The sequence below is a fragment of the Enhydrobacter aerosaccus genome (assembly GCF_900167455.1).
GTDB lineage: Bacteria > Pseudomonadota > Alphaproteobacteria > Reyranellales > Reyranellaceae > Reyranella > Reyranella aerosaccus.
In genome coordinates this window covers 83562-96025 of record NZ_FUWJ01000016.1, presented here as the reverse complement: position 1 = coordinate 96025, position 12464 = coordinate 83562, and the positions used below count along the sequence as shown (strand labels likewise).

General features: G+C 66.2%; 9 protein-coding genes. 5 read left to right on the top strand and 4 right to left on the bottom strand.

Annotation, left to right across the window (positions count from 1 at the left end):
• Window positions 1–60: 60 nt before the first annotated feature.
• The 5 genes from B5D62_RS30480 (at window position 61) to B5D62_RS34290 (ending at window position 5578) form a co-directional block, all read left to right on the top strand.
• On the top strand, window positions 61–1353 hold the full coding sequence (locus B5D62_RS30480) for an alpha/beta hydrolase (protein ID WP_218191387.1): 1293 nt from the start codon (window positions 61–63) through the stop codon (window positions 1351–1353).
• Between the two features lie 81 nt (window positions 1354–1434).
• Window positions 1435–2433, top strand: a complete 999-nt coding sequence (locus B5D62_RS30475) for an MBL fold metallo-hydrolase (RefSeq protein ID WP_085937856.1) — start codon at window positions 1435–1437, stop codon at window positions 2431–2433.
• Between the two features lie 44 nt (window positions 2434–2477).
• A complete protein-coding gene (locus B5D62_RS30470) occupies window positions 2478–3776 on the top strand; it encodes a lipase family protein (RefSeq protein WP_085937876.1) in 1299 nt (432 codons plus the stop codon).
• Window positions 3777–3957: 181 nt separating this feature from the next.
• A complete protein-coding gene (locus B5D62_RS30465; RefSeq protein ID WP_085937855.1) occupies window positions 3958–5040 on the top strand; it encodes a hypothetical protein in 1083 nt (360 codons plus the stop codon).
• A gap of 16 nt (window positions 5041–5056) precedes the next feature.
• Complete coding sequence (locus B5D62_RS34290; RefSeq protein ID WP_336470178.1) at window positions 5057–5578, top strand: UGSC family (seleno)protein; 522 nt, start codon at window positions 5057–5059, stop codon at window positions 5576–5578.
• A gap of 4 nt (window positions 5579–5582) precedes the next feature.
• On the opposite strand, the gene B5D62_RS30450 is transcribed toward B5D62_RS34290, so the two are convergent.
• From B5D62_RS30450 to B5D62_RS30435, 4 genes are all read right to left on the bottom strand, one after another.
• Window positions 5583–6839, bottom strand: a complete 1257-nt coding sequence (locus tag B5D62_RS30450; protein ID WP_139374180.1) for an MFS transporter — start codon at window positions 6837–6839, stop codon at window positions 5583–5585.
• Between the two features lie 121 nt (window positions 6840–6960).
• Window positions 6961–10074 (bottom strand): efflux RND transporter permease subunit, encoded by a 3114-nt coding sequence (locus B5D62_RS30445; protein WP_085937851.1) that lies wholly within the window; start codon window positions 10072–10074, stop codon window positions 6961–6963.
• Window positions 10075–10100: 26 nt separating this feature from the next.
• Window positions 10101–11339, bottom strand: coding sequence for an efflux RND transporter periplasmic adaptor subunit (locus B5D62_RS30440; protein ID WP_139374179.1), 1239 nt, complete (start codon window positions 11337–11339; stop codon window positions 10101–10103).
• Window positions 11340–11474: 135 nt separating this feature from the next.
• Complete coding sequence (locus tag B5D62_RS30435; RefSeq protein ID WP_085937850.1) at window positions 11475–12272, bottom strand: LamB/YcsF family protein; 798 nt, start codon at window positions 12270–12272, stop codon at window positions 11475–11477.
• Between the last annotated feature and the right edge of the window lie 192 nt (window positions 12273–12464).

Here is a 12464-nt window from a genome sequence, read left to right as displayed (position 1 = left end):
CCATCCGCTTGTGGCTGTAAGCAATGAACCGCCGAATTACGGCGGACGAAGGAGGAACAGATGGGCAAAAGAACAATGCTGACTTCGGTGGCGGTCACGGCCGCCGTGGCGATGGCGTGGGCCGGCTCCCCGGCGATGGCACAGACACAAATGGCATCCGGAACCCTGCCCACTGGCCCGCAGGCCGGCGACCAGGATCTCTCCTCGTTCTATCGCTGGGCGCAGGCACTACCGGCCCAACCGGGCAAGATGCTGCGCGAGGAGCCGATGCCGGCCCAACCTGAAGTGACGGCAGCGGGACTGGCCAAGCGCATCCTCTACACCTCGACCGACCTGCGCTGGCGTGCCGGCATCGTACCTGTGAGCGGCACCTTCTATCTGCCCAAGGGCGAACCGCCGGCGGGCGGCTGGCCGCTGGTCGCCTGGGCACATGGCACGCTGGGTGTCGCCGATTCCTGTGCGCCGTCCTGGGCCGGACATCGGCCGCGCGATGCCACCTATATCAACCGCTGGCTGGAGGCGGGCTTCGCCGTCGTCGCCACCGACTATCAGGGCCTGGGCGGACCGGGCCCGCATGCCTATCTGATTTGGGAGTCCGAGGGGCGCTCCATCCTCGATAGTGTGCGCGCGGCGCTTGCCGGTTATCAGGACAAGCTCGCCCGCAAGGTCTTCATCACCGGACAGTCCCAGGGTTCGGGTGCAGCGCTTGGGGCCACGCGCATCGCGCCCAGCTACGCGCCCGACGTACCGTTGCTCGCCACCGTGGCGACGGGCGTCGTCTCCACCTTCCCGGATGGGCCCTACAAGCCGGCGCAGCCGACGACCATCGGCTCGCCCCACTACATCTCGCTGATGATGATTGGCGGTTCGCTACCCGACGGCTCGCCGTCGCCCGATGCGCTGGCGACCGACAAGGGAAAGGCCCTGCTCAAGGCGGCGCGAGAGAGCTGCAATACGGAGATGCGTGTCGTCGCCAAAAAGGAAGGCGTAACGGCCGACAACGCCTTCGTCGAACCCATCGACAAGATAGAGGCGCGGCTAACGCCGGTGACGGACATGTCGGTGGTCAAGCTGCCGGTGCCGGTTCTGTTGGGGACCGGGCTCGCCGACTCGGTGCTCTCTCCGCAACGGCAATATGCAGCGGTGGTCGCACTCTGTTCGGCCGGCAACGACGTCGTATGGAAGACCTATCCGGGCATCACGCACAATGGCAGCCCCAACACGGCCTTCCCCGACGCGCTCGCCTTCTTCCGAACGATGCTCGCTGGAAACAAGCCGCAAAGCACCTGCGCGACCCTTGTCGAGCCTGGCGCCCCTGGCAAGCCGACAGCAGGGATTCCGTTCAACGATTGACCGATAAGCCGGCTGGCCAAAAGTGCCGGCATCATCAGGACAGCCATCAGGAACAACCATCAGGACAAGGGAGAAACGTCCATGAACCGCACCACCCTGCTGCTCGCCACCCTGCTGACTTCCGCTGCCCCATCGGCCATCTCGCTGGCGGCACCGCCAGCGAGCGACGCCACTGTTAAGGCTCACCTCGACGCGGCTGCAGAAGCCGCCAGCAGCGATCTCAAATCGCTCATTCACCTGTGCGATCCCGCGCCGGCGACCCGGCCAAAGGGCGACGATCACGCGCTGGAGGCGCTGATCGACAAGCCGGCACCGCCGCCGGCGAAGGCATTCGATCGGCTTTACTTCGTCGGAGATGCCTGGGTAAGCGCCTGGGCGCTCGATACCTCCGATGGCATCATCCTCATCGACACCCTCAATAGCGGCAAGGAAGCCGCGAAACTGATCGAAGGCGGTCTGCGGCAGGTCGGGCTCGATCCAGCGCGAATCAAGTACATCATCGTGACGCACGGTCATGGCGATCACTATGGCGGCGCCAACTATCTGGTCGAGCGATACCATCCGCGCGTCGTGATGAGCGATGCCGACTGGACCATGATGGAGACCAAGCTCGAGTTCGAGACGCCGCTGTGGGATGCGCCGCCCAAGCGCGACATCGTCGCCAAGGACGGCGACACGGTCACGCTGGGCGACACGAGCGTCACGCTCTATCTCACGCCCGGCCACACGATGGGGACGATTTCCCCGGTGTTCGATGTCACCTGGCGCGGTGAAAAGCATCGCGTGCTCGAATGGGGCGGCACGGGCTTCAACTTCGGCGCCGACTTCGGCCGCCTCGACGCCTACATCACGTCGACGAAACGCCTGCGCGATCTCGTCGGCCAGCAGCACATCGATGTGCTGATCTCGAACCATTCGGGTGTCGATGAAGCGCCGGCCAAGCTGGCGCGGCTGCGCGATCCGCAGACGAGCGCCGACCCGTTCGTGCTCGGCACGCCGACCGTGCAGCGCGCTCTGACCGTGATGGGCGAGTGTGCCCAGGCGCAGCGGGATCGCTTCACGCTGCAAGGATTGAAATAGGCGGTGCGAAGCAGGCCGGGCGACAAGAAAGGATGGAGGAGCAGATGATGCGACGTGCTTCCTTGTCGTCAACCATGGCCCTGGCCGGCCTATTGGCGTGCAGCGGCGCCGTAATGGCCCAATCCCCTTCCCTGTCGGCGCCGCAGCAGGGGAGCTTGCCGACCGGCCCGCTGGTGGGCGACCAGGATCTCTCGCCCTTCTATCGCTGGACGCAGCCGTTGCCGGCCGAACCGGGCAAGATGCTGCGACAGGAGCCGATGCCGGCGCAGGCCGAGATCGCGGCCGCCGGCATGGCCAACCGCATCCTCTACACCTCCACCGACCTGCGCTGGCATGCCGGCATCGTGCCGGTGAGCGGCACCATCTACCTGCCCAAGGGCGAACCGCCTTCGGGCGGCTGGCCGCTGGTCGCCTGGGCGCACGGCACGCTGGGCGTTGCCGATTCCTGCGCTCCCTCCTGGACAGGACACAAGCCGCGCGACGCCACCTACATCAACCATTGGCTGGAGAATGGCTTCGCGGTGGTGGCCACCGACTACCAGGGTCTCGGCGGTCCCGGCCCGCATCCCTATCTCATCTGGGAAGCGGAGGGACGGTCCGTCCTCGACGGCGTGCGGGCCGCGCTCGCCACCTATTCGGACAAGCTCGCCCACAAGGTCTTCGTCACCGGCCAGTCGCAGGGTTCGGGCGCCGCCCTGGGCGCGACACGCATCGCGCCGACCTACGCCCCCGACGTGCCGTTGCAGGCGACCGTCGCGACGGGCGTGGTCTCGACCTTTCCGGATTTCCCCTACAAGCCGCCGCAACGCGCCGTGCCGAGCATGGTGCGCTACGTCGTGCTGACGATGATCGGCGGCTCGCTGCCCGACGGTGCGCCATCGCCCGATGCGCTGGCGACCGACAAGGGCAAGGCCCTGCTGAAGGCGGCGCGCGAGGGCTGCAGCGCCGAAGTCAACACGGCGATACGCCACGATGGCATCACGGACGCCAATGCCTTCGTCGAGCCGTTGAACAAGATCGTGGCCCGACTCACGCCGGTGACGGACATGTCGATCGTGCGGCTGCCGGTGCCGGTGATGCTCGGCACCGGCCTTGCCGACCGGACGCTGGTCCCACGCCGGCAATATGCGGCGGTCGCCGCGCTCTGCTCGGCCGGCAACGACATCGTCTGGAAGACCTACGTCGGCGCCACGCACAATGGCGGCCTCAATGCGTCCTTCCCGGATGCCTTGGCCTTCTTCCGGGCGGCGCTCGCGGGCAACAAGCCGACGAGCACCTGCAACGCCCTTGTCGAACCCGCGGAGCCGACCATCCCCGCGACCAACATTCCGTTCAACGATTGACGGGCGGCCCCGTCTACCAGCCGTTGCCGGAGGCCGCTTCTCCACGGATGGAATTCCGGCTGATGATGCGATCACCGAGGGCCACGCCAGGTCCGGCGCGTTTTGCTTTGCCTTAGCTTCGCAGCAGTCCTAGCCTTCCGTGCAACGACGATCGCCGCAAAGATGTGAGGAAGCGCCAGCGATGCCAGCCCTTGCCCCGCGCATCCATGAGGTGCCGGACGATCTGCTCGCCGCCATCGACTTCTGCTACGAGCAGGGCTGGACCGACGGGCTGCCCGTCGTGCCGCCGGTTGTCGATCGCGTAAAGTCCATGCTGGCGGCGGAAGACCGGCCGCCCGATACCGTGATCGCCCATCATCCCGCCACCGGCCTCGACCTGTCGCTGCACGCGGCCGCCGTCAATGCCGTCATGGCCGGCTGCCTGCCGGAGTATTTTCCGGTCGTGGTCGCCGCCTTCGAGGCCATGGACCGGCCGGATTTCAATTTCCACGGTTCGACCGCCAGCACCGGCGGCTCCGCGCCGCTGCTGGTGGTGAGTGGCCCCTATCCCGACCGGATCGGCATGAATTCCGACGTCAACCTGTTCGGTCCCGGCAATCGGCCGAACGCCACCATCGGTCGCGCCGTGCGGCTGATCCTGCGCAACGTCTTCCAGATGATCCCCGGCATCTCCGACAAGTCGACGCAGGGCAATCCGGGCAAATACAGCTTCTGCATCGCCGAGCGCTCGCGCGGCAATCCGTGGCCGCCGCTCAGCGAGGCCCAGGGCTATGCCAAGGGTGTTTCCAGCGTCACCGTCTATGCTGGCGGCGGCTTCTGCAACGTCGAGAATCACGGCGGCAACACGCCGGAACAGATCCTCGGCTCGGTTGCCGATGCCATGGCGAACTACGGCTGCATCACGCTCGGGCAGAGCGTCGTGATCCTGGCCCCCGAGCACATGCGGATCATCGCCGATGCCGGCTGGTCGCGCGAGCGCACGCAGGACTACCTGTTCGCGCAGGCGAAGCGCTCCGTCGACGGCATGAAGAGCGTCGGCAAGTATCGCGATCGCGAATACGACCAGCAGCACGGCGACGAGGCACACGAGCTGGTCGAGCCCGGCTTCATGCATCGCGGGCTGCGGCCGGACGACATCCTCGTCACCATGGGCGGCGGCGACGCCGGCGGCCATTCCTGCTTCATACCCTCGTGGAGCCGCGGCCGCGGATCGATCATGCAGCACGCGCCGATTCTCGCCGGCGCCAATACGCAACGGGACTGACAAAGGAGACGACGCCATGCAGCTCTATTCACCCCTGTCCACGACTCCCAAGCGCAAGGCCTTCCGGGCCCCCGCTCTCGCCACGATCGACGGCATGCGGATCGGCATCCTCGAGAACGGCAAGCTCAATGCCGAGGAGATGCTGAACGAGGTGGCGGCGTTGTTCGTGGAGCGCAACGGCTGCACGGTCCGCATGCTGGCCTCAAAGAAGAATGCCAGTGCCCCCGCCCCCGCCAACACCCTGGTCAAGGTTGCGCAGGAGGTCGACTTCCTGATTACCGGCCTGGGCGATTGAGGCTCCTGCTCAACGTGCAGTCTGCACGACGGCATCAGCTTCGAACAACTCGGCAAGCGCGCGGTGGTGCTGTGCACCGAACCGTTCGCCGTCACGGCCCGGAACATCGCCAAGGTCCTCGGCCTGCCCGACTATCCGTTCCTCAAGGTGCAGCATCCGATCGGCAGCTGCACCTTGCCCGAGCTCAAGGCGCGAGCGGAAATCGCCTACCGACAGGCGCTGCCGATCTTGCTGGAGGGGTGACCCGTCATCCCTTCCTGGGCTGCCGGATCGGTATCACCAGCAGGCTGCCCAGGATCAGGGAGATCCCGCCGGCCGTCAGCGCGACGGTGAAGCTGCCGCTCCATTCCCGCACCCAGCCGAAGAAGTAGGGACCGACGGTGCCGCCGAGATTGCCGGCACCGTTGACCAGGCCGATTCCCACGCCCGCGACCGCGGGCGGCAGCATCTCCGTCGGCAACGACCAGAACGGTCCGAAGCGTCCCAGGAACGACGCGACCGCCAGCGTCAGGAAGATCACGATGCCCAGCGTGTTGCCCTGTCCCGCGAGCTGGGCCAGCAGCAAGAACACGCCGGACAGGGCGGTGGCACCGATCATGTGCCATTTGCGCTCCTGCAGGCGGTCGGAACTGATGGCGACCAGGATCATCACCACCGCACCCACCGCGGACGGAATGGCGCTGAGGAAACCCACCGCGACGATCGACAGTCCGGTTTCCTTCAGCACCGTCGGCAGCCAGAAGGTGACGCCCCATTCCGCCATCAGCGCCGCGAAATTGTAGAGCGCCAGCAGAAGCACCACGGGGTGCCACAAGGTCCGGATCCAGTGGCCCTCGACCGGAGCGCTCTCCGCCGCCTCCGCTTCGAGCGCCGCCACCAGCCGCGCCTTCTCCTGCGGGTCGAGCCACGCCGCCTCGCTCGGCTGTTCGGCGATGGCCCAGATCCAGACGGCCGCCCAGACCAGGCCGGGCAGCGCCTCGACGATGAACATCATCTGCCAGCCGAAGTGAGCCAGCACGATGCCGGAGATCGGATTGGCGATGACGGAGGCGATCGGAATGCTGACCAGGAAGACCGTATTGGCCCGCGCCCGCTCCGCCCGCGTGAACCATTTGCGGATCAGCACGATGGTACAGGTCAGCACGCCGCCTTCGAACAGGCCGAGGACGAACCGGTTGGCAATGAGCTCGTTCTCGGTGCGCACGAAGGCGGTGGAGAAGGAGACGAGGCTCCAGAACAGCAGCAATCCGAGGATGACCCATTTGGCCTTCCAAACCGCGGCGAGACGGCCTGCCGGAATCTGCAGCACGATATAGCCCCAGAAGAACATGCCGGTGGCGAAGCCGATCGCCGATGCGCCGAGGCCCAGCTCCGAGCGCAGGGCCGGAATGGCCATGGCGATATTGGTGCGGTCTATGTAGGACAGCACGTACATGACGAACGCGACGCCGAGGATCCTTATCCAGCGATTGCGATGCGGCGCCAGTCTTGTCGGTGTGGCCACGCTTCCCCCCTTCCCGCCGGCCCGTTTGTTCTTGATGACGGCCGGTCCCGGTCGATGCCGGCATCATCGCCGTGCACGACGATGCCCGCATCAGGGAAAACTAGGACTTGCGCGGGAGGCGCTATCGCCGCCGCGACAATCGCTCCAGCACCGTGAAGAATGCCGGGACGAACAGCACCGCGAGGCCGGTCGAGGCCAGCATGCCGCTGACCACGGCGACGCCCAGCGACACACGCGCGCCCGCCCCTGCTCCGGTCGCGAATACCAGCGGCAGCATGCCGAAGATAAAGGCGAACGAGGTCATCAGGATGGGGCGGAACCGCAGTCGCGCGGCCTCCACCGCCGCCGCTGTCGCCTCCATGCCCTCGGCGCGACGCTCGCGCGCATATTCGACGATCAGGATGGCATTCTTGGCCGCCAGGGCGATCAGCAGCACGATGCCGATCTGGGTGTAGAGGTCGTTCGGCATTCCGGTGGCCTCGAGCGCGGCCACGGTGCCGAGCAAGGTGAGCGGTACGGCAAGGATCACCGCCAGCGGCTGCAGCCAGCTTTCGTACTGGGCCGACAGCACGAAATAGACGAGCACCAGGGCGATGGCGAAGACGTAATAGATCTGATTGCCGACCAGCTGTTGCTGATAGGACATGGCCGTCCAGGCCGCGCCCATCGATGACGGCAGCACATGGTGGGCGATCTCGCTCATCAGGCTCATCGCGTCGCCCGAACTGAAGCCGGTGGCCGGGCCGCCGGTCAGCTGCGCCGCGGGATAGAGATTGTAGAGGGTGATGAGCGGCGGGCCGACATCGTCCACGAAGTGCGCCACCTCACCCAGCGCCACCATCTTTCCGTCCGCCCCCTTGATCTTGAGATTGAGGATGTCGTCGGGCTGCAGGCGAAACGGCGCATCGGCCTGCACATAGACCTGGAAGACGTAGTTGAACTTGGTGAACTGGTTGACGTAGGTCGAGCCGACATAGGTCTGCAGCGCCGTGAAGACCTGGCCCACGGTCAAGCCGTCGGTCTCCGCCTTCACGCGGTCGACCACGAGACGCAACTGCTTGACGTTGCCGCGGAAGTTGGTCGCCACATGCGACAGCGCGGTCTGGGTCGCGGCTTCGTCCACGATCTCGCCGGCGGCGTCCTGCAGGGCGACGAAGTCGGAACTGCCGTCCTTCACCTCCACCATCATGGTGAAGCCGGCGGCATTGCCGATGCCCTGGATGGGCGGCGGCATCAGGATCGTCGCCTCGGCGGTGCCGAGATCGTCGAGCGCGGCGCGCACCTTGCTGCCGATGCCGGCGGCGCTGAGCGCGGCGGTCTTGCGCTGGCTCCAGTCCTTCAGCACCACGTAGAGCATGCCGGTGTTGTAGAGCGTGGCGTTGTTGTCGAGCGGCGAGATAGCCGACACGCCGATGACGCTTTCGACACCGTCGAGCGGGCGGATGCGCGCGACGGCATCGGCAACGGCTGCCTCCGTGCGCTGGGCCGAGGCCGAATCGGGCAGGTTCAGGCTGATGACGAAGTAGCCCTGATCCTCGTCCGGCAGGAAGCCGGTCGGCACCTGCGACAGGCCGTAGAAAGCCCCGCCGATCAGGGCCAGGCCGACCAGGCTGGTGAGCGTCGCGCGATGCACCAGCCGGCGCACCACGGCGACGTACACCCTTTCGGCGACGTCATAGCCGGCATTGAAGCCGCGATAGATGAAGTTCCGCTTCTCCGGCGGCGTCGCGGCGCGCAGCCACAGCGCGCACTGCGTCGGCTTCAGGGTCGCCGCGTTGATGGCGGAGATGATCGCGGTCGCGGCGATGACCAGCGCGAACTGCTGGTACATCTTGCCGGTGAGGCCGGACATCAGGGCCGCCGGCAGGAACACCGACATCAGGACCAGCGTGATGCCGATGATCGGGCCGAACAGCTCCGACATGGCCTTCACCGCCGCGTCGCGGCTGGACATGCCGGCGCCGATATGGCGCGACACCCCTTCGACGATGACGATGGCGTCGTCCACCACGATGCCGATGGCGAGCACCAGCGCGAACAGGCTGGTCGTGTTGACCGTGTATCCCAGCAGGGCCATGGCCAGGAACGCCCCGATGATGGTCACCGGCACCGTGGTCGCCGGCACCAGCATGGCGCGCCAGTCCTGCAGAAACAGCAGGACGACGATCAGCACCAGCACCGCGGCGATGACCAGGGTCGCGTACACCTCGTCGATGGAGGCGGTGATGAACTTGGTGCTGTCGAAGGACACTATGTAGTCGAGCCCGGCCGGGAACGAGGCGGCGAGCTCCTTCATCTTGGCGTCGACCTCCTGAGCCACCGTCAGCGCGTTGGCGCCGGTCAACTGGCTGATGGCGATGGCGGCCGAGGGCTTGCCGTCGAGCGTGGCGGTGTGGCCGTAGGTGGCAGCCCCGAGCTCGACGCGGCCGATATCGCCGATGCGCACGATCTTGCCGCCACCCTCGTCCAGCACCTTCACGACGATGTTCTCGAAGTCCTTCGCCTCGTCGAAGCGGCCGATGACGTTGATGGCGTACTGGAAGTTCACCTTCGACGGCGTGGGCGGCGCGCCCACCAGCCCGGCCGTGACCTGCGTGCTCTGCTGCTGGATGGCGCTCGTGACATCGCTCGGCGTCAGGCCGTAGGTCTGCAGCCGGTCGGGGTCGAGCCACACGCGCATGGCGTAATTGCCGGAGCCGAGCACGGTGACGGAGCCGACGCCCGGCAGCCGCGCCAGCTCGTTCTTGAGGCTGATGGTGGCGTAGTTGGCGAGGAACAGGTTGTCGTAGCGACCGCCCTGCGAATAGAGGTTCACGAACTGCAGGATCGAGGTCGAGACCTTCTGGACATTGAGCCCCTGCGTCGAGACCGCGGTCGGGAGCTGCGCACTGGCGAGCGAGACGCGGTTCTGCACCAGCACCTGGGCCATGTCCGGATCGGTGCCGATGGCGAACGTCACCACCAGCGAGTAGCTTCCGTCGTTGCCGCTGGTCGACTGCATGTAGAGCATGCCGTCGACGCCGTTCACCTGCTGCTCGATCGGCAGGGCCACGGTGTCCATCACGGTGCGGGCGTTTGCCCCAGGATAGGTCGCCGTCACCGAGACGGTCGGCGGCACCACGTTGGGATATTGCGACACCGGCAGGCGGATGATCGACAGGGCGCCGAGCAGGACGATGAGAAAGGCCAGCGTGTTGGACAGCACCGGCCGGTCGATGAAGAAACGCGAAAACATGGACGTCGCCCCGCTACTCCCCGATGTCAGGGAGTGCTGCTCTTGGCGTTGAGATTGGGGGAACCGGTCGCCGGCGCTGGATCCTCCGGAACGGCGGCCATGGCGCCGTTGACGGGCGCGACCTTCTTGCCGGCGATGGCGCGCTGGATCGAACCGATCACGACCTGGTCATCGGCGTTCAGGCCCTTGGTGATGACGCGGAGCTGGCCCCTGACCGGGCCCGTCGTCACGTACCGCTGCTCGACGACGTTGTCCTTGCCCACGACCATGACGTAGCTGCCGGCCTGGTTGGACCGCACCGCCGTGTCGTTCACGAGCAGCGCCTTCTCGATCTTGCCGGTCGGCACGCGCACGCGCACGAACTGACCGGGGATCAGTTCCACGGTCTTGTTGGGCAGGCTGGCGCGCATCTGCAGCGAGCCGGTGGCGCCATCGAGCTGTGGCGCGATGTAGTCGATCTTGCCGGCGTACTTGAAGGTCTCGTCGCGGCCAAGGGCGACTTCGACCGGCGGCTCGACCCTGCTCTCGCGGACATCGCGCAGCGTCTTGCCCTGTGCCGCCAGGGCCTCGCGCATGTCGATCTGCTGCTGCTCCGTCATGTTGAAGTACACGTAGAGAGGATCGACCTGCAGGATCGTGGCCAGCTTGGTCGGGCCCGAGGACCCGACCAGCGAGCCGACATCGACCAGATGGCGCGTCACGACACCGTCGAAGGGCGCGCGGACGCTGGCGTAGCTGTAGGTCAGGTCGGCGAGGTCGAGATTCGCCTGGTCGGCCGCGACCTGTCCCTTGGCCTCGTCGAAGGCGGTCCGCATGTCGTCGACGGAACGCTGGCTCGCCGCCTCCTTCTGGCCCATGGCGAGCTGCCGTTCGTACTGGACCTTCGCATTGGCCTCCTTGGCCTGGGCGATGGCGAGCTGGGCTTTCTGGAGCGCGACCTGGTCGCGGTACTGGTCCTTCTCGATCTCGAAGAGCTCGGCCCCCTTCTTGACCGCATCGCCGTCGCGATAGCCGATGGCGGTCAGATACCCCTGGACGCGCGCCTCGAGATCCACCGCCAGCGATGCCGCCGTCTTGCCGGTGAATTCTGCATAGAGCGTGACCGGGGCCTGGGTCGGCGCGGCCACCGTGACCTTCGACGGCGGCGGCGCTGCGAACTTGTTCTTGTCGTTGCAACCGGAGAGAAGGAGCGCGCCGCCCGCCAGGCTGGCAAGAACCGCGAGCCTGCCGAGTGCTGCACGCGACCCATACCACGTTCGAGTCATGTCATCAGGCTCCCCTTGCCGTACTCCGCTCGAGGTCTCCGCCCTTGACGTGACTCGCCCGTAGCTCACGGCCTCCTATCGTAATCCTTTAGCGCCTGTCACGATGACATTTCGTGACAGGGACCGAATTGGCGGTCAGTGCCTGAGGCTGGGCAGCTCCGGAAGCGTGACGATCCGGATGCCCGCCGCCTCCAGGCCTTCCCGTACGGCCGTGGAGACCGGGATGGCGGTCGGGCCGTCGCCATGCACGCAGATCGAATCGACCTGGCACGGAATGCGCTTGCCTGAGGTCGAGTAGATCGCCTGCTCGTCGACCATGCGGCGCACATGCGCCACCGCCTGTGCCGCATCCTTGATCATCGAGTTCGGCTCCTTGCGCGGCGTCAGGTGGCCGGTATCGGTATAGGTGCGGTCGGCGAACACTTCCTCCGCCGCGCGCAGGCCGTGCTTGCGGGCCGCCTTGCCCTGCTCGGTGTTGGCCTGGCACAGGAAGATGAGGTCGCGATCGACGGCCTTGGCTGCCCGGGCGATGGCTTCCGACATCTCGGCGCTCTCGGCCGACATGTTTCCCATCATGCCGTGCGGCTTGATGTGTGTGACCTTGGCGCCGTGCAAGGCCGCGATCGCCTGCAGCGCCCCGAGCTGATAGGCGATGTTGGCCTCGAGTTCCTTGACCGTGAGGTTGATCACGCGACGGCCGAAGCCCTGCAGGTCGGCGAAGCCCGGATGAGCGCCGATGCTGACTCCGTTCTGCACGCAGAGCTTGACGGTATCCATCATCACCACCGGGTCGCTGGCATGGAAGCCGCAGGCCACGTTGGCGGATTTCACGATCTTCAGCACCTCGGCGTCGTTGCCCATCACCCAGGGCCCGAAGCTTTCGCCCAGGTCGGAGTTGATGTTCACCTGTCCGGCGTTGGTGGCTGCTGACATGCGAGACTCCTTCATTCGAAGCGGCTATTTTAGGGAGAGTTTGACGAAACCCAAAGCGTCGAGGAAGAAGCAGTGTCATCCCGAGCGCAGCGAGGGATCTCTGAAGCCATGGGCAAGGATCCCTCGCTGCGCTCGGGATGACACCGGCCCCGGAATCAGCGTCCCTGCCCTCTAACTGCTTCAGAGTTCCTT